At 71.6% G+C, this 21,300-nt stretch carries 19 protein-coding genes; 8 read left to right on the top strand and 11 right to left on the bottom strand.

Features of this window, described 5'->3' with window-relative positions; translation table 11 throughout:
• Positions 1-321: 321 nt before the first annotated feature.
• Positions 322-1,746, bottom strand: coding sequence for a type I glutamate--ammonia ligase (glnA, locus tag ASH01_RS21790; RefSeq protein ID WP_020145414.1), 1,425 nt, complete (start codon positions 1,744-1,746; stop codon positions 322-324).
• A 198-nt stretch (positions 1,747-1,944) separates the two neighbouring features.
• On the opposite strand from glnA, the gene ASH01_RS21785 reads away from it, so the two are divergent.
• On the top strand, positions 1,945-2,427 hold the full coding sequence (locus ASH01_RS21785; RefSeq protein ID WP_156415706.1) for an RDD family protein: 483 nt from the start codon (positions 1,945-1,947) through the stop codon (positions 2,425-2,427).
• Between the two features lie 102 nt (positions 2,428-2,529).
• Here ASH01_RS21785 and ASH01_RS21780 read toward each other — a convergent pair whose 3' ends face one another.
• The 5 genes from ASH01_RS21780 to lipB all read right to left on the bottom strand — a co-directional run bounded on the left by ASH01_RS21780 (position 2,530) and on the right by lipB (position 7,237).
• Positions 2,530-3,264: a DUF4191 domain-containing protein gene (locus ASH01_RS21780; protein ID WP_020145416.1), complete on the bottom strand. Its 735-nt coding sequence runs from the start codon at positions 3,262-3,264 to the stop codon at positions 2,530-2,532.
• 5 nt (positions 3,265-3,269) lie between these two features.
• Complete coding sequence (lipA, locus tag ASH01_RS21775) at positions 3,270-4,295, bottom strand: lipoyl synthase (protein ID WP_056781231.1); 1,026 nt, start codon at positions 4,293-4,295, stop codon at positions 3,270-3,272.
• 123 nt (positions 4,296-4,418) lie between these two features.
• Positions 4,419-5,468 (bottom strand): ABC transporter permease subunit, encoded by a 1,050-nt coding sequence (locus ASH01_RS21770; protein ID WP_056781228.1) that lies wholly within the window; start codon positions 5,466-5,468, stop codon positions 4,419-4,421.
• On the bottom strand, positions 5,465-6,433 hold the full coding sequence (locus ASH01_RS21765) for an ATP-binding cassette domain-containing protein (RefSeq protein WP_056781226.1): 969 nt from the start codon (positions 6,431-6,433) through the stop codon (positions 5,465-5,467). The genes ASH01_RS21770 and ASH01_RS21765 overlap by 4 nt, the downstream gene beginning before the upstream one ends.
• Positions 6,434-6,577: 144 nt before the next feature.
• Positions 6,578-7,237, bottom strand: coding sequence for a lipoyl(octanoyl) transferase LipB (gene lipB / locus ASH01_RS21760; RefSeq protein WP_056781223.1), 660 nt, complete (start codon positions 7,235-7,237; stop codon positions 6,578-6,580).
• 36 nt (positions 7,238-7,273) lie between these two features.
• Between lipB and ASH01_RS21755 the strand changes: the two genes are divergently transcribed.
• Entirely contained in the window at positions 7,274-8,341 is a 1,068-nt protein-coding gene (locus ASH01_RS21755) for a Gfo/Idh/MocA family protein (RefSeq protein ID WP_056781220.1), read from the top strand.
• A gap of 124 nt (positions 8,342-8,465) precedes the next feature.
• Positions 8,466-9,956 carry a protein kinase domain-containing protein gene (locus ASH01_RS21750; protein ID WP_056781217.1) on the top strand — a complete coding sequence of 497 codons (1,491 nt, stop codon included), beginning with the start codon at positions 8,466-8,468 and terminating at the stop codon, positions 9,954-9,956.
• Here ASH01_RS21750 and ASH01_RS21745 read toward each other — a convergent pair.
• The 3 genes from ASH01_RS21745 to lpdA are packed head-to-tail and all read right to left on the bottom strand — an operon-like array spanning position 9,934 to position 14,138.
• Positions 9,934-10,842: a TIGR01777 family oxidoreductase gene (locus ASH01_RS21745; protein WP_056781215.1), complete on the bottom strand. Its 909-nt coding sequence runs from the start codon at positions 10,840-10,842 to the stop codon at positions 9,934-9,936. The two genes, ASH01_RS21750 and ASH01_RS21745, sit on opposite strands and share 23 nt — an antisense overlap.
• A 25-nt stretch (positions 10,843-10,867) precedes the next feature.
• On the bottom strand, positions 10,868-12,727 hold the full coding sequence (gene sucB / locus ASH01_RS21740; protein ID WP_056781212.1) for a 2-oxoglutarate dehydrogenase, E2 component, dihydrolipoamide succinyltransferase: 1,860 nt from the start codon (positions 12,725-12,727) through the stop codon (positions 10,868-10,870).
• A gap of 31 nt (positions 12,728-12,758) precedes the next feature.
• Entirely contained in the window at positions 12,759-14,138 is a 1,380-nt protein-coding gene (gene lpdA / locus ASH01_RS21735; RefSeq protein ID WP_056781308.1) for a dihydrolipoyl dehydrogenase, read from the bottom strand.
• Between the two features lie 201 nt (positions 14,139-14,339).
• On the opposite strand from lpdA, the gene ASH01_RS21730 reads away from it, so the two are divergent.
• Both ASH01_RS21730 and ASH01_RS21725 read left to right on the top strand, forming a co-directional pair.
• Positions 14,340-14,687, top strand: a complete 348-nt coding sequence (locus ASH01_RS21730) for a hypothetical protein (protein WP_056781210.1) — start codon at positions 14,340-14,342, stop codon at positions 14,685-14,687.
• A 133-nt stretch (positions 14,688-14,820) separates the two neighbouring features.
• Entirely contained in the window at positions 14,821-15,009 is a 189-nt protein-coding gene (locus tag ASH01_RS21725; RefSeq protein ID WP_020145427.1) for a DUF5302 domain-containing protein, read from the top strand.
• Between the two features lie 62 nt (positions 15,010-15,071).
• Here the strand turns inward: ASH01_RS21725 and ASH01_RS21720 are convergent, their stop codons facing one another.
• Positions 15,072-16,541: a leucyl aminopeptidase gene (locus tag ASH01_RS21720; RefSeq protein ID WP_056781304.1), complete on the bottom strand. Its 1,470-nt coding sequence runs from the start codon at positions 16,539-16,541 to the stop codon at positions 15,072-15,074.
• Positions 16,542-16,725: 184 nt separating this feature from the next.
• On the opposite strand from ASH01_RS21720, the gene gcvT reads away from it, so the two are divergent.
• A complete protein-coding gene (gene gcvT, locus ASH01_RS21715; RefSeq protein WP_056781207.1) occupies positions 16,726-17,844 on the top strand; it encodes a glycine cleavage system aminomethyltransferase GcvT in 1,119 nt (372 codons plus the stop codon).
• A gap of 75 nt (positions 17,845-17,919) precedes the next feature.
• Here the strand turns inward: gcvT and ASH01_RS21710 are convergent, their stop codons facing one another.
• Complete coding sequence (locus ASH01_RS21710) at positions 17,920-19,056, bottom strand: DmpA family aminopeptidase (protein WP_056781205.1); 1,137 nt, start codon at positions 19,054-19,056, stop codon at positions 17,920-17,922.
• Positions 19,057-19,197: 141 nt separating this feature from the next.
• Between ASH01_RS21710 and ASH01_RS23155 the strand changes: the two genes are divergently transcribed.
• Together ASH01_RS23155 and ASH01_RS21700 are read left to right on the top strand one after the other, a co-directional pair.
• A complete protein-coding gene (locus ASH01_RS23155) occupies positions 19,198-20,445 on the top strand; it encodes a Mur ligase family protein (RefSeq protein ID WP_056781201.1) in 1,248 nt (415 codons plus the stop codon).
• On the top strand, positions 20,442-21,227 hold the full coding sequence (locus ASH01_RS21700) for a hypothetical protein (RefSeq protein WP_056781198.1): 786 nt from the start codon (positions 20,442-20,444) through the stop codon (positions 21,225-21,227). Before ASH01_RS23155 ends, ASH01_RS21700 begins: the two co-directional genes overlap by 4 nt.
• Positions 21,228-21,300 lie beyond the last annotated feature (73 nt).

Here is a 21,300-nt window from a genome sequence, read left to right as displayed (position 1 = left end):
GATCAGAGCCCAATCCTCCACTGAGATCACCCATCCAATCTGTCTGGGTGGCCTCGTTTTCGACCGTCGTTATGGCCTCGTTTTCAAGCGTCGTCGACAGGGCTTGCTGGGCGTCGGCGCCCAGCTGAGCCCAGCTGAGCCTTGATGAGCCTTGATGAGCCTTGATGAGCCTTGATGAGCCTCGAGTCGGCCACCACCACCGGAGGTCTCGGGCACCGTGGCGGGATCGGAGGCGCGTCCACGACACGCGGAGAGGCCTCCGCGACTGCCACGTCGGGCACCACGAAGGCCTCTCCACACACGTCGGACGTGTGAGGTCACTCAGATGTCGAAGTACATCTCGAACTCGTGCGGGTGCGGACGGAAGCGGATCGGGTCCACCTCGTTCTTGCGCTTGTACTCGACCCAGGCCTCGATGAGGTCCTGCGTGAACACGTCGCCCTCGAGAAGGTAGTCGTGGTCGGCCTCGAGCGCGTCGAGCACCTCGGGGAGCGAGCCGGGCACCTGCTGGATCGCGGCGTGCTCCTCGGGCGGCAGCTCGTAGAGGTCCTTGTCGACCGGCTCCGGCGGCTCGATGCGGTTCTTGATGCCGTCGAGACCGGCCATGAGCTGGGCGGCGAAGCAGAGGTACGGGTTCGCCGACGGGTCGGGAACGCGGAACTCGATGCGCTTGGCCTTCGGCGACGTGCCTGTGATCGGGATGCGGACACACGCCGAGCGGTTGCGGGCGGAGTAGACGAGGTTGACCGGGGCCTCGTAGCCGGGGACCAGGCGGTGGTAGGAGTTCACCGTCGGGTTCGTGAAGGCGAGCAGCGACGGGGCGTGCTTGAGCAGACCGCCGATGTACCAGCGCGCGAGGTCGGACAGACCGCCGTAGCCACGCTCGTCGTAGAAGAGGGGCTCGCCGTCCTTCCAGAGCGACTGGTGCGTGTGCATGCCAGAGCCGTTGTCACCGAAGAGCGGCTTCGGCATGAAGGTCGCGGTGTGGCCCTGCTTCCACGCGGAGTTCTTGACGACGTACTTGAACTTCATGAGGTCGTCGCCGGAGTGGAGCAGCGTGTTGAAGCGGTAGTTGATCTCCATCTGGCCCGCGGTGCCGACCTCGTGGTGGCTGCGCTCGACGTTGAGACCGACCTCCTTGAGGTCGAGGCAGATCTTGTCGCGGAAGTCGGCGAAGTGGTCGACGGGGGAGACGGGGAAGTAGCCACCCTTGTAGCGGGTCTTGTAGCCCTTGTTGCCGCCCTCCTCGACACGACCGGTGTTCCACGCGGCCTCGATGGAGTCGAGGTAGTAGTACGACGCGTTCTGCTTGGTCTCGAAGCGGACGTCGTCGAAGATGTAGAACTCGGCCTCGGCACCGAAGTAGGCGGTGTCGGCGATGCCGGTGGACTTGAGGTACTCCTCGGCCTTGCTCGCGATGTTGCGCGGGTCGCGGCTGTAGCGCTCGTCCGTGAAGGGGTCGAGGATCGAGAAGTTCATGACCAGCGTCTTCTCGGCGCGGTACGGGTCGATGAAGGCCGTCGCGGGGTCGGGCACGAGCTTCATGTCTGACTCGTGGATCGCCTGGAAGCCGCGGATCGAGGACCCGTCGAACATCTGACCAACGGTGAAGAAGTCCTCGTCGACCGACTCAGCCGGCACGTTGAAGTGCTGCATGACACCGGGCAGATCGCAGAACCGAATGTCGACGAACTTGACGTCCTCGTCCTTGATGAACGTGAGGACCTCGTCAGCTGAGCTGAACATCCAACCTCCTGATGTGGGGCGAGGTCGTCGCCCGGTCCTGGGCTCCGCGGAGCGGCAGGGATCGAGGGACGGCCTCGTGCTGTCGGTGTCGACACTATCGACTGCCGATTTCTCGGCAATGACCCTCATGTTTCACGGGTGTTACGGATGGACAGGCCCGGGCAAAGAGCCCGAGCCGCGTCTCGTTACGCTGGACCCGTGGTGGACCGCAAGGATTTCGGCTCGTGGCTCGAGGGCCCGCGCGCGCGTACGAACGCCGAGGGGCAGTACCGAGGTCGCGACCTCGGCCTGCCGCCGAGCGGACCCAGCTCGGTGGCCGGCTTCGGCATCCGGTTCGCGGGCGTGCTCGTCGACTGGACCATCGCCTCCTTGATCGCCCGGGGCCTCTTCGGCGTGCCGCTGCCGTTCTCGCAGCCGCCAGCGTCCGGCGCCCAGGGGTTCGTCGTCCTCGCCGTGTTCGGCGTCATGCACCTCGTGCTGGTCGGCACGGTCGGCTTCACGATCGGTCACCGGATCATGGGCCTGCAGGTGCGCTCGCTGGTCGGCGACCGCGTCCTGCCGCTCCAGGCGATCGCCCGCACCGTCCTGCTGTGCCTCTTCCTGCCCGCCGTGGTCTGGGACCGCGACGGCCGGGGACTGCACGACAAGGTGCCCAACACCGTCATCGTCCGAACCCGCTGACGCGAGCACGCGACCCGAGACGACCGAGTATGCGGAAGGGCCGGTTCCCCGGGAACCGGCCCTTCCGCATACTGCTGGGTCATGCCGCCGTGGCGGCCGGGATCACTTGCCGCGCAGGGCCTTCCGGTCCATGCGGGCGCGCATGGGGTCGACGCCGGGCGGGAGCGGAGCGCGCAGGCCACCGAGGGCCTTGAGGCGCTTGTTGACGAGCGCCATCTCGTCCTTGGTGATCTGCGGCTTGAGGCGCTGGACCTTGCTCGCGAGCTTGGGCAGCGGCACCTCGTTCTCGCCCGAGCCGACGCGCATCGTCGTGACGGGGACACCGGGGGCGACCCGCTCGACACGCTTCTTCTCGGTGGCGAGCAGCTTCTGGACGCGGCTCGTGGGGCCCTCGCCGACGAGGACGACGCCGGGGCGGCCCAGCGCGCGGTAGACCATGGCGGCGGAGTTGATGTCGCCGGGACGCGCAACGTCGGCGGCGACGGGCTCACGGTCGGTGTACCAGCCGCGACGGATCGAGGTGAGCGCCGCGCCGGCGGCACCGGCCTGGCCCTCGATCTGGCTGTAGGCGGCCCGCTCGGCCCGGCGGCTCATGATGATCGTCGCGGCGAGGACGCCGAAGAGCACCCCGAAGATGCCGAAGATCCACGGCAGCTTGACGAGGAAGCCGATGACGAGCAGCACCCCGAAGACGACGAGGAACGACAGCAGCATGAACCAGCCGATGAGCGGGTCAGCCTGCTTGGAGACCCGGTAGACGTCACGGATCTGGGACAGTCGTCCCTGCTTCTTCTCCTGGGGCGCGCTGCTCGCGTCGCCGTCCTTGTTGCGTGCCATGGTGCTCAGGATACGGCGCTCTGGGCGCGGGCCACCAACGACGCCGCCTCCTGGCGGGCGGGGGAGCCGGCGGCCTCGGCCAGGTGCGACAGGTGAGCGGGGATCTCACGTCCCCACTTGCGCATCGCGGTGGCCCAGAGACGCCCGGCGCGGTACGACGAACGCACGAGCGGACCCGCCATGACGCCCTTGAAGCCCATCTCCTCGGCGACCTCCGACCAGTGGACGAACTCCTCGGGCTTGACCCACCGGTCGATCGGGTGGTGCAGCTTCGAGGGCCGGAGGTACTGGGTGATCGTGAGGATGTCGCAGCCGGCGTCGTGGAGGTCGCGGATGGCCTCCTCGATCTCGGTGTCGGTCTCGCCCATGCCGAGGATGAGGTTGCTCTTCGTGACGAGCTCGGCCTCACGCGCCATGCTCAGGACGGCCAGCGACTTCTCGTAGGTGAAGGCGGGACGGATCCGCCTGAAGATGCGCGGCACCGTCTCGAGGTTGTGCGCGAAGACCTCGGGCCGGGCGTCGAAGACGTGACCGACGAGCTCGGGCTTGGCGCCGAAGTCGGGCGGGAGGATCTCGACGCCGGTGTTGGGGTTGAGCAGGTGGATCTGGCGGATCGTCTCGGCGTAGAGGCCGGCGGCGCCGTCGGGCTGGTCGTCGCGGGCGACACCGGTGACCGTCGAGTAGCGCAGGCCCATCTGAGCGACCGACTCGGCCACGCGTCGCGGCTCGTCGAGGTCGAGGGTGGTCGGGCGACCCGTCGCGATGTCGCAGAAGTCGCAGCGCCGGGTGCAGACGTCACCCCCGATGAGGAAGGTGGCCTCCTTGTCCTCCCAGCACTCGAAGATGTTGGGACAGGCGGCTTCCTGGCACACCGTGTGCAGGCCCTCGGACTTCACCATCGAGTGCAGGGCGGTGTACTCGGGCCCCATCTTCGCGGTGGTCCTGATCCAGGACGGCTTGCGCTCGATGGGGGTCTCGGCGTTGCGCGCCTCGACGCGCAGCAGACGACGGCCGTCGGGAACGACAGACACACGGGCTCCTTGGTCGGGATTTGCTGCTCCGCACAGGTTACGCCTCCCCACGGACCGTCCAGGACCACCCTCGACGAGGGCGTATGCCGGGTGGCTGGTTCCGGGGGCAGGCGCGCCCGTGCGTCAGGTGACGTCGCGGCGCCGGAAGGCGGCGACCCCCGCGAGCACGACCGCAAGGGCGACGACGAGCAGGAAGACCCAGCCGTGCGTGTAGCTGAGCGTCCGCTCGGTGTAGTCGCACGACGAGGGCCCGCAGGACTCAGCGAAGTACGTGGTGCCCCGGTCGATGAACGCCTCGATGTTCTTCAGGACCGACCACGGCTGGAGCCGACCCTGCAGGAACGCCTGCATGACGATGCCCTCGACGACCACGGCGAAGCCGAGCACGGCCCCGATGATCGCGGCCGTGTGCCGCAGGAGCAGACCGAGCGCCGCCCCGACGACTCCGGCGCCCAGTGCCAGCGCGACGATGCGCAGGCCGAGCACTGCGAGTGGCTCCTCGAGAGCCGGCGCTGGAGGCAGCTTGAGGTCCGATCCGGGTCGGTTGACGACGGCGACCATGCGGGCACCGAGGTTGGCCAGGACCAGGCCCAGGACGGCGATGGCGACGCCGCCGGCAGCTGCCGCCGTGAGCTTGCTGGCGGCGACGCGCAGTCGACGGGGCTGGAAGGTGAGCCACAGGCCCATCGAGCCGGTGGAGAACTCGGCCCCGACGAAGCTCGCTCCGAGGAGCAGGGCCACGAAGGCGAGCAGCAGGGCGATGGTCTTGGCGATGCCCTCCGTGATCGTGTCGGCCAGGGGGAGCGCGAGGCCCATCTGCTCGAGCGTCGGGGCCTGGCCCTGCTGGTCGCACCCGAAGTCGAGCGTCGGGTCACCGCTGCGGTCGCGCTCGATGGCCTCCTGCTTGTGGCACTCCTCGACCATGCGCGGTGCCTCCTGCTGCATGATCCGGTAGCTGTCGAGCTGCTGGGCGATGCGCTCGGGCGAGCTCTCGTTGTAGGCGTTGTAGACGGTCGCGCCGATGAAGACGACGACGGCGGCCACGACCACCTTGGTCAGGCGGCGCCACCACAGACGGCGCAGCTCGACGCCGACGAGTCCGGCGAACGACGTGCCCTTCGGCCGCCGGTCGGCGCGGGGGCGGGAGTCGGGGGAGACGAGCGTGCTGCTCATGCGGCACCACCGCTCCGTCGTCCACCGGCAGCCCGGTCGGCATCGGTGCCGAGGCCCTCGTCGGCGGTGAGGGCGAGGAAGGCGGACTCGAGGTCCGGGCGCACCGGCACGAGCTCGGCGACGTAGAGGCCGTGCCCGGCGAGCGCCCGGGTGACGGCAGAAGGGTCGTCGGTCCCGACGACGAGGTAGGCGTCGTCGCGGGTCAGGGTGAAGCCGTCGGCGGTCAGCACCTCGGCGGCTCGGTCCGGGGAGGCGACTCCGACCCGCACCTGCGCGGTGCCGGCGCCCGCGCCGCCGAGGATGTCGCTGACGCGCCCCTCGGCGAGCAGCGACCCGTGCCCGATGATCGAGACCGTGTCGGCGACCTGCTCGACCTCGGCGAGGATGTGCGAGCTGACGAGCACCGTCTTGCCCTGTTCGCCGAGCGTCCGCATCGTGTCGCGCACCTCGCGGATCCCGGCGGGGTCGAGTCCGTTGGTGGGCTCGTCGAAGATGAGCAGGTCGGGGTCCTTGAGCAGCGTCGCCGCGATGGCGAGGCGCTGCTTCATGCCGAGCGAGAAGCCGGCGTACCGGTCGCGACCGCGGTCGCCGAGGTGCGTCGCCTCGAGGACCTCGTCGACGCGGTGGCGTGGGCTGCCGATCGCGCTCGCGAGCAGGGTGAGGTTCTGACGGGCGGTGAACGCCGGGAAGAACTTCGGTGACTCGACGATCGCCCCGACCCGGTCGACGACGTGCGGCAGCCGCTTGGGCACCGCCTCGCCGAAGACCTCGGCGGTGCCGGAGTCGGCGCGCACGAGGCCGAGCAGCATCCGGATCGTCGTCGTCTTGCCGGAGCCGTTCGGCCCGAGGAAGCCGTGCACGCCTCCGAGGGGCACGGCCATCGACAGGCCGGTGACGGCGACGCGTCTCGACCCTCGGCTCAGGTACGTCTTGCGTAGGTTGACGGTGCGGACGGCGACGTCCATCGATCCCCCTGGTTCGACCGGTTGGTGGTCGACACCCTAGGGGTGGGCCCGACGGACCGCGCGCGGACCCGCCGGGCACGACACGGCATACGGTCTCGGGACGGGCCGGGAAACGCCGGGACGGGCCGGTCCGGCCCGGACGGGTCAGGCGAGCGCGCGGCGGTTCGGCCGGAGAGCCGGGAGGATGTCGGCGAGGTGCTTCTCGACGTGGGGGAGCACCTCGGTGACCGGCACGTCGCGCCCGAGCTCGAACGACAGGGACGTGACCCCGGCACCGACGATGCCGCACGGGATGATGACCTCGCCCCAGGACAGGTCGGGGTTGCAGTTGAGGGCGAAGCCGTGCATGGCGACCTGGCGGCTGACCCGGATGCCGATGGCACCGATCTTGCGGCGCGGGCCGCGGTCGTCGGCGGCGATCCACGTGCCGCTCTCGCCCTCGACGCGGCCGGCCTCGACGCCGAAGTCGGCGCAGACGCGGATCATCATCTCCTCGATGTGCCGGACGTAGCCGACGACGTCGATGGGCGCGGGGAGCCGGACGATCGGGTAGCCGGTGATCTGGCCCGGACCGTGCCAGGTGATCTTGCCGCCGCGGTCGACGTCGATGACGGGCGTGCCGTCGTTGGGGCGCTCCTGCGGCTCGGTGCGCTTGCCCGCGGTGTAGACGGCGCGGTGCTCGAGAAGGTAGACGGTGTCGGGCTCCTCGCCCGCGACGACCTTCGCGTGGGTGTCGCGCTGGACCTGCCACGCCTGCTCGTAGTCGACGAAGTCGGGGTCGAGACCGAGGTGGACGAAGCGCATGCGGCCACCCTACGCCGGGCGGCATACGATGCCGGAATGCCTGCCACCGAGCCGTCCCCGTCCACCCCGCTGCGTGTCGGACTCGTCGGCTACGGCTCGGCCGGTCGGGGCATCCACGCACCCCTCATCGGGCGGGCCGGGCTCACGGTGGCAGCAGTGTCGACGTCGAACGCGACCCGTGCCGACGAGGTGCGGGCCGACCTCCCGGGCGCCGAGGTCGTCCCCGACCTCGAGACGCTCCTCGGGATCGACGGCCTCGACCTCGTCGTCCTCGCGTCACCGAGCGGCGTGCACGCCGAGCAGGCCGAGCGCGTCATCGAGGCGGGCATCCCGCTCGTCGTCGACAAGCCGCTCGCCGTGGACGCGAGCCGTGCCCTCGACGTCGTCGACCTCGCCGCCCACCACGGCGTGCCCCTCACCGTCTTCAACAACCGGCGCTTCGACCCCGAGCTGGCCGCGCTGCGCATCGTACGCGACGACGATCTCGTCGGTGACATCTGGAGGGCCGAATACCGTTGGGACCGTTGGCGTCCCGTGCCCAAGCAGCGGTGGCGCGAGCAGGTCCCCGCCGAGGAGGGCGGCGGTCTGCTGCTCGACCTGCAGACCCACCTCGTCGACCAGGCGGTGCTTCTGCACGGTGAGGTCGAGTCGGTCTATGCCGAGGTCGACTCCCGCACGACGGTCGCCGACGACGACACGTTCCTCGCGTGCCGGCACACCTCGGGTGTCGTCAGCCACGTCATGTCGAGCTCGGTCAACGGGGCTCCCGGCCCGCGCGCCCGCGTCAACGGCTCGACGGGCTCCTTCGTCATCGGCCGCCAGGTCGACGACGTCAGCGCGTTCACCGAGTTCGAGAACGACGGGGACGCCATCGGCTGGATCGTGCGCGGTGAGGAGCGTGAGCGGGGACCCGTCGTGACCGACGCCGACCAGGCGAACTTCTACCGGGCCGTCGCGGCCGCCCTCGTCTCGTCGGACCCGCAGGCGACGATGCCGGTCGACCCGCGCGATGCGGTGCACGTCCTCGCCGTCGTTGACGCCGCACGGATCAGCGCCCGGGACCGCAGGGTCGTCGACGTCGTGACGCCCGGCCAGACCCCCTGAGGGTGGGCCCGACACCGACCGCGGGTGTATGCCGGGTCACCCGGTCCGTCGTCGGGGGCGGTCCTCGTCGGGACCCTGTGGACGACGCGCCCGCGGCCCGGCGCGGCGCTGCTTGCATGGTCGGGTGACCGAGCACGAGCGAGAGAAGCGACCGGAGCAGCCGCCGGAGCGTCCCCACGTGCCGGGGCACCGTGTCGACGCCGTCATCGGGACGGGCGCGTCGGCGGTCGTGTGGTCGGGGGTCGACGCGACGGGGCGTCGGGTGGCGCTCAAGGTGCCGCACCTCGTCCGCGACGAGCTCGACCGGCAGCAGTCCCTCGCCGAGCAGCAGGTGCTGCTGGCCGTGCAGCACGACCACCTCGTGCCGCTCCGGTCGGTCGTGCCGCTCGCCGACGGTCGCGAGGCCCTCGTCTTCGACCTCGTCACCGGGGCACCGCTGTCCGCGATGGTGCGCAGTCGCGGACACCTGCGCGCGGGCGAGGTCGTCACCGTCCTCACTCCGGTCTGCGAGGCCGTCGCCCACCTCCACGCGGCGGGCGGGGTGCACGCCGACATCTCCCCGTCCAACGTCACCCTGACCTCCGACGGACGCCCCGTCCTGCTCGACCTCGGCGCCGTGCGCGTGCCCGGTCGCGAGCCCGGTGCAGTGCACGGCACGACCGGATACATCGCTCCCGAGGTGCTCCTCGGCGCGGCGCCGGACGAGTCCTCCGACGTGTACGCCCTCGGCGCCGTCGCGTGGTTCTGCCTCACCGGCAACGGGGCGCCGGACACGATGGTGCGGCTCGACGAGGAGATCATCGTCAGCCACGTCGGTCCCGAGCTCGCCGCCGTCGTCGCGGCGGCCATCGACCCCGACCCGACCCGACGTCCGCGTGCGGCCGAGCTGGCCGGCCTCTTCTACGACGCGGTCCCGGCCGAGCCGGTCGAGGTCGTGGTCGGGGCCGACCAGGCGTCAGCACTGACCCACCGGCTCCGGGCCGAGGCCGGGCGCGAGCCGGCACCCGCAGAGCAGGACTCCCGAAGGTGGCCTCGCCGGGCCGTCACGGCGGCGCTCGTCGCGGTGCCGCTGGTGGCCGCCGCGGGGTGGGCGTGGGCGGCCCGGGACCCCGCGTCGCTGACGCCACCCTCGACCTCGTCGACGCCGACCACACCGGCGGTTCCGACGGCATCGCCGGCTCCGGGCGACAGCGCGGCGGACCGGGTGCTGCGGGACGCCGCGAGCCCCTCGGCGCGGCCGGAGGACCTGATGCAGGCCCTGAGCGACCGGCGGTCGGCCGCCCTCGTCGGGCGGGACGCGACGGCACTGGCCCGGGTCCACGCGCCCGGCTCACCGAGCCTGTCGAGCGACCGGGCCCTGGTCTCGGGGCTCGTCGGCGCCCGGGCGCGCTGGGAGGGGCTGCGGCTCGAGGTCGCCGACGCGGCCTTCGTGACGGGGTCACCGACGGAGGCGGTCGTGCGCGCCCGGGTCGACTGGACGGCATACGTCGTCGTCACCGGGGGTGGTGCACGGCTCGTGCGACCGGCGGACGCCGGTCGTCAGCTCGACTTCCGGCTGATGCGCGGGTCCGAGGGATGGCGGATCAGCGCGATCAGCGCTTCACCAGCCACCTGACGGCCCCGTCGAGGTCGGGGTGCTCGAAGGTGAAGCCGGAGGCGAGCAGGGCCTCGGGCTCGACCCGCTGGCTCGCGACGACGTAGTCGGCGAACTCGCCGATGACGGCGCGCAGGGCGAAGCGGGGTGCGGGGACGAAGGCCGGGCGTGACAGCGCCGAACCGATGGCCGACGCGATCTCACCCTGTCGGGCGACCCCGGGCGCGACGAGGTTGAACGGCCCGGCGAGCTCCGGATGGTCGACGAGGTGCAGGATCGCGCGGACCTCGTCGACGAGGGTGATCCACGGCCACCACTCGCGCCCCGATCCCATCGGGCCGCCGAGGCCGAGACGTCCGAGCAGGACGACCTGCTCGAAGGCGCCGCCCTCAAGAGCCATGACGAGCCCGGTGCGGACGAAGGCGACGGGGAGACCCGCGTCGACCGCCGGCTGCGCTGCGCCCTCCCACCGCACGACGACGCCGGAGAGGAAGTCCTGTCCCGGCTCGCTCGTCTCGGGCAGGTGCTCCTCGCCCCGGTCACCGTAGTAGCCGACGGCCGACGCGTTGACGAGACGGATGGCCTCGCCGGTGCGGTCGCGGTGGGCGACCAGGGCCTGGGCCACCGTGCCGGTCGCGTCCGTGCGCGAGCGCTCGACCTCGCGCTTGTGCTCGGGGTTCCACCGTCGGTCGCCGATGCCGACGCCGGCGAGGTTGACGACCGCGTCGACCCCGTCGAGCGCCCGCTCGTCGATACGGCCGCGGCTGGGGTCCCACTGGACCTCGTCCGCGGCGGAGGTGGCGTGGCGCACGAGGCGCACGACCTCGTCGCCGCGTTCGGCGAGCGCACGACGAAGCGCGCCGCCGATCAGGCCGGACGAGCCGGTGACGGCGACGCGCTTCGTCATGGGGTTGCTCCTCATGCAGGCGACCTCAGGCCTCGAACTGGCCCTCTTCGAGCCTGGCCTTCATCGTGCCGAGGAACCGAGCGGCGTCGGCCCCGTCGACGATGCGGTGGTCGTAGGACAGCGCGAGGTACATCATCGAGCGGATCGCGATGGTCTCGCCGCCGTCGGCGTCCGTGACGACGACGGGCCGCTTGACGATCGCGCCGGTGCCGAGGATGGCGACCTGCGGCTGGTTGATGATCGGCGTGTCGAAGAGCGCGCCGCGGCTGCCGGTGTTGGTGATGGTGAAGGTGCCACCGGCCAGGTCGTCGGGCGTGATCTTGTTGCTGCGCGTGCGCGCGGCGACGTCGGCGATCGCCCGGGCGAGGCCGGCGATGTTGAGGTCACCGGCGTTCTTGACGACCGGGACGATGAGGCCCTTCTCGGTGTCGACGGCGATCGAGAGGTTCTCGCTGCCGTGGTAGACGACCTCGTCGCCGTCGATGCTCGCGTTGACCATCGGGTGCGCCTTGAGCGCCTCGGTGGCGGCCAGGGCGAGGAACGGCAGGAAGCTGAGCTTCGTACCCTCGCGGGCCTCGAAGTCGCTCTTGACCTTGGCGCGCAGGCGGGCCACCTTCGTGAGGTCGACCTCGACGACGGTCGTCAGCTGGGCCGAGACCTGGAGCGACTCGACCATGCGGGTCGCGATGACCTTGCGCAGCCGCGTCATCTTCTCGCGCGTGCCGCGCTTCGGCGAGACCGCCGCCGCAGCGGACGAGGCACCCGACGGAGCGGATGCCGCGGGGGCGGCGGGCGCAGCAGCCGGGGCTGCCGGGGCGGGAGCCGGGGCCTTCGCGGCCTCGGCGGCGTCGAGCACGTCCTGCTTGCGGATGCGACCGCCGACGCCCGTGCCGGTGATCGACCCGAGGTCGACACCGTGCTGGTTCGCGAGCTTGCGCACGAGCGGCGTGACGTAGGCGGCGGCGTCGTCGCGCGACGGCGTGGCAGCGGACGGTGCCGGTGCGGCGGCCTCGGGGGACTGCTGGGCGGGGGCGCGCTCGGCGTCGGCCGGCTTGCCGGCAGCCTCCTGCGTCGCCTCCTCCGGCTGCTCCTGGGCCGGAGCCTTCGGTGCCTCGGCGGCGGGCTCCGGTGCCTTATCCGGCGCGGGCTCCGGCTCCGGTGCCTTCGCGGGCTCGGGCTCGGGTGCCTTGGCGGGCTCGGCGGCCGCGGCGGGCGCGGCGGGCGCGGCGGGCGCGCCACCGCCGATGACGGCGAGGTCGGCACCGACCGGCACGGTGTCGTCCTCCTGGACGAGGATCTTGGTCAGGGTGCCGGCGACCGGCGACGGAATCTCGGTGTCGACCTTGTCGGTCGAGACCTCGAGGAGCGGCTCGTCGACGGCGACCTCGTCGCCCTCGGACTTGAGCCAGCGGGTGACGGTGCCCTCGGTCACGGACTCGCCGAGCGCCGGCATGGTCACGGTCTGGCCCTCGCCACCACCGGACGACGACGCAGCAGCCTGGGGCGCCTCGGCCTGCTCGGCCTCGGGCTCGCTGGTCGCGGCCTGCGGCTCCTGCTCGGTGCTCGGGGCCTCGGGTGCCGGGGCGGCCTGCTCGGGCTCGGGGGCCTCCTCGGCGGCCGGGGCGTCGCCACCGGACGCGGGAGCCTCGCCGTCGCCGATGACGGCGAGATCGGCGCCGACGGGGACGGTGTCGTCCTCCTGGGCGAGGATCTCCTGGAGGGTGCCCGCCACGGGGGAGGGGATCTCGGTGTCGACCTTGTCGGTCGAGACCTCGAGCAGCGGCTCGTCGACCTCGACGCGGTCACCGACGTTCTTCAGCCAGCGGGTGATGGTCCCCTCGGTGACTGACTCACCCAGGGCCGGCATGGTCACGCGTTCTGACATGACGTGTTTTCTCCTCTTCCCAGTTTCTGGCTCAAGCGTGTGCGTGCAGGGGCTTACCCGCCAAGGCCAAGTGTGCCTCGCCGAGCGCCTCGTTCTGTGTGGGGTGCGCGTGGATGAGACCGGCGACGTCCTCCGGGTGCGCCTCCCAGTTGACGATGAGCTGTGCCTCGCCGATCTGCTCGCCCATCCGGGCGCCGATCATGTGGACGCCGACGACGGGTCCGTCGACCTGCCGCACGAGCTTGACGAAGCCCTGGGTGCCGAGGATCTGGGACTTGCCGTTGCCGCCGAGGTTGTACTCGTACGTCGCGACGTCACCGTGCTTCTCGCGGGCCTGGGCCTCGGTGAGGCCGACGCTCGCGATCTCGGGGTCGCAGTACGTGACGCGGGGGATGCCCATCTCGTCGATGGCGGCGGGTGCGAGTCCCGCGATCTCCTCGGCGACGAAGATGCCCTGGGCGAAGCCGCGGTGTGCGAGCTGCAGGCCGGGCACGATGTCACCGACGGCGTAGACGCCCGCGGCGCTGGTGCGCAGCCGCTCGTCGGTGGGCACGAAGCCGCGGTCGACGGTGACGCCGGCGGCTTCGTAGCCCAGGCCCTCGGTGACCGGACCGCGCCCGACCGCGACGAGGAGCAGGTCGGCCTCGATGGTCCCGCCCGACTCGAGCGACACCGTCACGACGTCGCCCTGCTGGGTCGCGCCGGCGAAGCGCACACCGGTCTTGAAGGCGATCTTGCGCTTGCGGAAGGAGCGTTCGAGCTGCTTGCTGATGGCTTCGTCCTCGGCCGCGACGAGACGTGGGAGCGCCTCGACGATCGTCACCTCGGAGCCGAAGCTCTTGAAGACGGAGGCGAACTCGACGCCGATGACACCGCCACCGAGCACGACGACCCGGGCCGGCACGTGGTCGATGGCGAGGGCCTGCTCGCTCGTCATGATGCGGCCGCCGATCTCGAGCCCCGGGAGCGACTTCGCATAGCTTCCGGTGGCGAGCACGACGTTGCGACCGGTGATGCGGCGGTCGCCGACGACGACGGTGTGGGGCCCGTCGAGGACGCCCGACCCTTCGACGTAGTCGATCTTCGCGGCCTTCACGAGACCCTGGAGTCCCTTGTAGAGGCGGCTGATGACGCCGTCCTTGTAGGCGTTGACGCCCGACATGTCGACGGACTCGAAGGTCGTCTTCACCCCGAAGCTCGCACCCTCGCGGGCGACGTCGGCGACCTCGGCGGCGTGGAGCAGCGCCTTGGTCGGGATGCAGCCCTGGTGCAGGCACGTGCCGCCCAGACGCCCCTTCTCCACGAGTGCCACGGAGAGCCCCAGCTCTGCCGACCGCAGGGCACAGGCGTAGCCGCCGGACCCTCCACCGAGAATGACGACGTCGTAGTCGCCTGCGGCACCAGCCGGCATGTGCATGTGCTCCTTCGGGTGAATCGCCTGCTCCCGCCGTCGTGCAGCAGGAGTCCGCGGACGTTCTGGCGTACGCGTGGGTGGGCGTACGGGTGGGCGTGCAAGAGCATCTTGTCATTGATCGGATGAGACGTCACAGGCAGGTCACGCCTCCCGGCGCGCTGTGGTGGTGAGCACGGGTCGACCCCGTACAGTGCCGCCATGGGCTGGTTCTCACGACGCGGCAGCCGCAAGGGCAATCCCTTCCCCGGCCGGTCCGACGGGCCGCAGATGGAGATCGACCGGAAGGCGGTCGAGCAGCACCTGCGCGCGTTCGTCGAGTCCCGGCTCGGTGTCGAGGCCTACGTCGAGCCCGCCACGAGCGTCACCCCCACGACCATCGTGCTCATCGCGTGGGACGGCGAGTGGACGCGTCGCGCCGTGCCATCTCCCAAGGACGGCTTCGAGATCAGCCAGAAGCTCGGCGTCCCGGTCTACGACGTCAACAAGACGGGCTATCCCAACCGGATGCGCGAGTGGAGCAAGCGCCGACGTCAGGGTGACGCCTGACCCGGCGACACGGCATACGACCTCGTGGTCGGTTGCCGGGCAAAAGGGGTGGACCGGGTCCCGGTTCGCTGACAGGGTGAAAAGCGTTCAGTCCGTGCCGGATTCGGCGCCACAGCACACAGGAGGTTCTCGAATGTCGAAGCAGGATGGCGAATCCAGCGGTCCGAGCGAGGAGATGAAGGCCAAGTTCCGTGCGGCGCTCGACAAGAAGCACGCCCACGGTGGCAAGGACGTCTCCGACGACCACGACCGCACCAAGGTGCACGGTGCACACGGCCCCGCCAAGGCCCAGCAGATGTTCCGTCGCAAGTCCGGCGGCTGACCCAGCCGCACACGCCGAGAGGCCCCGTTCCGTCACGGAACGGGGCCTCTCGCACGTCGGCGTCAGAGGTAGGACTCGGCGAGGCCCACGAGGGTGCGCACCCCGAAGCCGGTGCCGCCCTTGGGCCAGTAGCCCGTCGGTGCCTTGTCGTTGTAGGCCGGTCCGGCGATGTCGAGGTGGCTCCACGGGATGCCCTCGCCGACGAACTCGCCGAGGAAGATGCCGGCGGTCAGCATGCCGCCCTCGGCGCCGCCCTTGTGCGCGAGATCGGCGTTGATCGAGTCGAGGCCCGGACGCAGCTCGGTCGGCAGCGGCATCGGCCACATGGCCTCGCCGACCGTCGACGCAGCGTCGAGGACCCGGGTGCGGAAGTCGTCGTCGTTGCCCATGACGGCGGCCGTGTTGGCGAGCGCGACGACCTGCGCACCGGTGAGGGTCGCGATGTCGACGATGGCGTCGGGCTTGGTCTCCGAGGCCAGGGCGATGCAGTCACCGAGGACCATGCGGCCCTCGGCGTCGGTGTTGAGCACCTCGACGGTCGTCCCGCCGCGCATCGTCACGACGTCGCTCGGGCGCTGGGCCGTGGAGCTCGGCATGTTCTCGGCCAGGCCGAGGTAGCCGGTGACGGCGATCGGCAGACCGAGCTCGGCGATGGCGAGGACGGCACCGGCCACGGCGGCCGCTCCGGCCATGTCGCACTTCATCGTCAGCATCCCGTTGGCCGGCTTGATGCAGAGGCCGCCCGAGTCGAAGGTGATGCCCTTGCCGACGAAGGCGATGGACGCCTTGGGACGGGTCGGGGTGTAGCTGAGGACGGCGATCCGCGGCTCGTTGGCCGAGCCCTGGCCGACGCCCACGGTGCCCCCGAAGCCACCGGCTCGCAGCGCCTTCATGTCGTAGGACTTGAGCTTGACCTTGGTGCCCTTGACGCGGTCGGCGAGCGAGTCGACGAAGGTCTCCGGGTAGAGCAGGTTCGGCGGGAGGTTGACGAGGTCGCGCGTGTAGGCGACGGCCTCGCCGAGCGCGGCGGCGCGCTTGACCGCGCGACGCGAGGCGGCGTCGGCCGGGCCGACGAGGGCGACCGCGTCGACGGCATCGGTGCTGCGCGTGCCCGCCTTGGACACGGCATACGCCCCGAGGGCCACGCCCTCGGCGACGGCGGAGACGATCTCGACGGACGTGCCGGGCACGACGACCGCGACCTTCTTCTTGCGGCTCAGGCTGCGGATCGCGCCACCGAAGCCCTTGCGGACGTCCTCGAGGGCGGACGCGTCGCCGGACAGCTCGCCGACACCGGCGAGCACGACGAGCTTGGCGGCGACCTCCGGCACGGCCGCGAGGGTCGTGACCTCTCCGACCTTGCCGGCGAGCTCGAGGTCGGTGACGACGGACTTGAGGTGGGCGACGGTCTTGCGGGGGAGTCCGTGGCCGGGGGCCAGAGCGGCACCGCCGTCACCGGGGACGAGCGCGACGACGAGCGCGTCGCCGGCCGTGTCGGCGGCCGAGCGGTTCGAGATGGTCAGGTTGGCCACGAAGGACTCCTTTGTCGAGGTGCTGACGGGCGCACGGTCGGAGCACGTCCTGAGGGGTGCGTCGGTGGTGCGTCGCTGGTGCACGGTTTCGTGCGCCGGTCGGCCTCACGACACCGCCGCGGGTGGCGGCGTTCGATGATAACGAGCGGAGGCGGCACACCCGGCGGGCGGTAGGTTGGCGCCCATGACGACAGCGACGTCGGGGACGACCTCCCCGCTGACCTCACCCCTGCACGACCGCCACGTCGCCCTCGGCGCGAAGATGGCCGACTTCGGTGGCTGGGACATGCCGATCGAGTACCCCGGCGGCGGCGTCGTCGCCGAGCACACCGCGGTGCGTGAGCGTGTCGGCGTGTTCGACGTGAGCCACCTCGGCAAGGCCTCGGTGACGGGTCCAGGCGCGGCCGACTTCGTCAACGCGTGCCTGACCAACGACGTGCGCCGCATCCAGCCGGGCTCGGCGCAGTACACCCTGTGCTGCGACGACGCGGGCGGCGTCGTCGACGACCTCATCGTCTACCTCAAGTCCGACGACGACGTCTTCCTCATCCCCAACGCGGCCAACACCGCCGAGGTCGTGCGCCGCCTGCAGGCCGCCGCGCCGGAGGGCATCACCGTCACGAACCTGCACCGCGACTACGGCGTCATCGCCGTCCAGGGCACGAAGAGCGACGAGGTGCTCGAGTCCCTGGGGCTGCCGACCGGCCACGACTACATGTCCTTCGTCGAGGCGGACTGGCAGGGCCGGCGCGTCATCGTCTGCCGCACCGGCTACACCGGTGAGCGCGGCTACGAGCTCGTCCCGCTCTGGGACGACGCCCCGGCGCTCTGGGACGCCCTTGTGGCGGCGCTCGAGCCGTTCGGCGGCAAGCCGTGCGGTCTCGGCGCGCGCGACACGCTCCGCACCGAGATGGGCTACCCGCTGCACGGACAGGACCTGTCGCTGCAGATCTCACCCGTCCAGGCGCGCGCCGGCTGGGCCGTGGGCTGGAAGAAGGACGCCTTCTGGGGCAAGCAGGCCCTCGAGGCCGAGCGGGCCAACCCGACGCGCCTCATGCGGGGCCTGCTCGTGACCGGCCGCGGCATCCCGCGGGCGCACTGCACCGTCTCGTGGAACGGCGCGGCGGCCGGCGAGGTCACCTCCGGCACCTTCTCGCCCACGCTCAAGCAGGGCATCGCCCTCGCGCTGCTGAACCCCGAGATCGCCGACGGCGAGACGGTGTCGATCGACGTGCGCGGCCGTGCCCTCGAGGCCACCGTGGTCAAGCCGCCGTTCGTCCAGGTGCAGGTCCGCGAGGGCTGAGTCCCCGTCACCGACGACGTATGCCGGGTGGCGCGGTCAGTGCGCCACCCGGCACACGGCGGGGCTGGTCAGTCGCTACTCGCGCAAGGAGAAGCGGCGCCGGCCGTGGCGGTCGAGGATGCTCGCCAGTCGTTCGCCGTCGAGGGCGTGGATCGTCAGTCCGTCGCGGCCCTCCATCGTCTCGGCCTGGAGCATCGCGTTGAGGATGGCCTCGGCCGTGGCCTCGATGACGGCTCCGAACATCGCGTCGAAGTACTCGAGGGCGAGCATCTCGACCTGCATGCCGATCTCGGTGCGGGCGCCGGGGCCCTGGTCGGGCATCCCGTGCGCGGCCGTCGAGAAGGCGATCATGAGGTCGCCGGAGTAGTTGTCACCGCGGGCGCCGAACTTCGCGATGCCGAGCCCGGCTCGCTGGGCAAGCCGGTTGAGCTGGTGGGGGAGGAGGGGCGCGTCCGTGGCGACGACGGCGAGCACCGACCCGGTGCCCGGCGGCGGCACCCGGGTGATCTCGGACATGCGCGGGAAGGGCACGACCTTCTTCGTCAGCACGTGCCCGATCGGCACGCCGTTGACCTCGAAGTGCTTGCGGTCGCCGTGGTTGGCCTGGACGAGGACGCCGACCGTGAAGTGGCGGTCGCCGAGGTCGACGACCCGCGAGGCCGTGCCGGTGCCGCCCTTGAAGCCGTAGCACTGCGTGCCCGTGCCACCGCCGACGTTGCCCTCCGCGATGGCGCCCGTGCGCGCGTCGTCGAAGGCGGTATGGACGTGCTCGCGGGTGACGTGCTGTCCGCTGATGTCGTTGAGGATGCCGTCCCACGTCTCGCCGACGACCGGCAGCATGATCGGCATCCGCCCGGGCACGCGGGTCTCGCGGGCGATGAGGGAGTCGCGCACGACCCCGACGCTGTCGGTGTTGGTCAGGGCGATGGGGCTGGAGAGCATGCCCGACTCGTGCAGCCACTCGAGGCCGGTCAGCTCGCCGAACCCGTTGAGCCGGTGGTAGCCGGCAAAGACCGGCTCGGTGGAGGCGCGGCCGCCGTGTGGGAGCACGACGGTGACGCCGGTGCGCACCGGTCCCTGGCCGACCGTCATCTCGCCCTCACCGTGAACGATCGTGCTGTAACCGACCCGGACGCCCTCGACGTCGGTGATCGCGTTGAGTGGACCCGAGCGCCCCGTCCCGATCTCGATCCCGACATCGGTGGCTCGCACGCGGTCTCCTCCTCGTCCACCCGCGGACCGGGAGAACCGGTGCTGCGGCTACGATCTGGCTTGTCGATCTGGCATGTCACCGAGCGGTCGCCCCTCGCTGCCGAGCGGCGCGACCCACGATGTCGAGAAGGGTAACCGCTTTTGTCTGACGCACGCGATCCGCTCCGCGCCCGCCTGGCGCTGGCCACGGGACGGTCGGCGGGACGGCTCTCACAGGCCCTCGGCAAGGGCTCCGGCTCCATGATCGGTGGCCGCCTCGCCCTCCGCGTCGACCCTCAGGTGCTCCGCGCCGTGGCCGGTGACCGGCGCAGCGTCCTCGTCACCGGGACGAACGGCAAGAGCACCGTCACGGCACTCGTGGCGGCGGCGATCACCCCCGGCGGCGCGGTGGTGAGCAACACGACCGGCGCCAACATGACCGACGGGATCGTGACCGCCCTCTCGGCCGACCGCACGTCCGGGCTCGCGGCCCTCGAGGTCGACGAGGTCTACCTCGAGCCCGTCGCACGCGGCACCCGGCCCAAGGCGGTCGTCGTGCTCAACAGCTCGCGCGAGTACACCCGCGGCGTCTCGCTCAGGAGCACGCTCGAGCACTGGCGCCGCACCGCTGCCGCCCTGCCCGACGACTGCGTCGCCATCGTCAACGTCGACGACCCGCTCGTCAGCTGGGCCTTCGAGACCGCGCCGCACCGCATCGGCGTCAGCGGCGGCCTCTACTGGCGCGGCGACGCCCTCATCTGCCCGGCCTGCGGCTCGGTCCAGGACTTCACCGACGACTCGTGGAGCTGCCCCGGCTGCCGGCGTTCGCGGCCCGAGCCCGACTGGAAGGTCGTGCCCGACGGGAACGGCTGGGCCGTCGAGCACGCCGGCCAGCGCACCCGGATCGAGGTCACGGTGCCCGGCCGCACCGGCCCGGTGGGTGGCGCCTTCGCGCTCGCGGCCGCCGACGCCCTCGGCGTCGACGTGGCCGAGGCCGCCGAGCGGGTCAGCGCCGTCGCCGACGTCGACGGCCGCTACGCGCCCTACCGCCTCGGCGACCACGCCGCCCGCCTGCTCATGCTCAAGAACCCCGCCGGGTGGGCCGAGGCGATCGACGTCGCCGTCTCGACCGACCGGCCGCTCGTCGTGGCCGTCGACCCCTTCGGACCCAAGGACACCGCCACGATGTGGGAGGCGCCGTTCCAGCGCCTCGCCGGCGAGCGCGTCGCCGTCACGGGCGGGCGCACGGCGGACGCGGTGGCGATCCTCGACGCGGCCGGCGCCGACGTCGTCGAGGCCCCCGACATCGAGTCGGCCGTTCGCGCGCACGCACCGGGCGAGGTGATGGTGGCCTGCAACTACCCGGCCTTCCGACGCATCTCCAAGCAGTTCCGAGGAGGCACCCATTGAGCAGGGCACTCACCGTCGCCACGCTCTTCCCGCTCGCCACGGTCGCCGCGGCCGACGAGGCCAACGCGAGTGCGCTCGTGCGCCGCGGGGCCGCCCGTGACCTGTCGGTCGAGACCGTCACCGTCGACCGGGCCGACTCCTTCGTCGACGCCGACGTCTACCTCGTCGGCGGCACCGGACGTGGCGGTGTGGCGGCGCTCGTCGAGGCGCTGACCTCGACCGACCTCGCGGCACGGGTCTCGGACGGCGCGGTGCTGCTCGCCGTCGACGCCGGTCTCGACGCGGTCGCCCGCTCGTGGGTCGACCCGGCCGGTGCTCGGCACCAGGGGCTCGGTCTCGCGCCGGTCAGCATCCACTCGGCTCCCGAGGTCACCGGCACCGTCGTGACCCGACCGGATGCCTCCCTCGACCTGCCCGCCCTCATCGGCTGGGAGGCCAACGACCTGCGCACGGTCCGCGAGGACGGCGCGCGCGCCCTCTTCACGCTCGAGGTCGGGTCGGGCAACCGCACCGAGGACGCCCTCGGTGGCACGACCGAGGGTGTGCTCGCCGGGTCGATCCTCGGCACTCGTCTGCACGGCCCGCTGCTGGCGCTCAACCCGGAGCTGGCCGACCTCGTGCTGGCCCGCGCCACCCAGCGGTCCGAGCCGTGGCCCGCGCTCGAGTCCCCGGCGGTCGAACGTGCCCGTCGCGAGCGCATCGCCGAGGTGCGGCGCGAGTCGCCCAAGGCCGACTGGCGCAGCCGGCTCCCGGGACCCGTCGCGGCGCGCCTTCGCCGCTGACCCACCCGACGTCAACCGTCGAGACGCCAGAGGCGTTCGACATGGGAGGGCAGGGCGGACGTGGCCGTTCGAC

The sequence above is a fragment of the Terrabacter sp. Soil811 genome, assembly GCF_001429655.1.
Lineage (GTDB): Bacteria > Actinomycetota > Actinomycetes > Actinomycetales > Dermatophilaceae > Terrabacter.
This window is presented reverse-complemented; position numbering and strand designations above follow the sequence as displayed.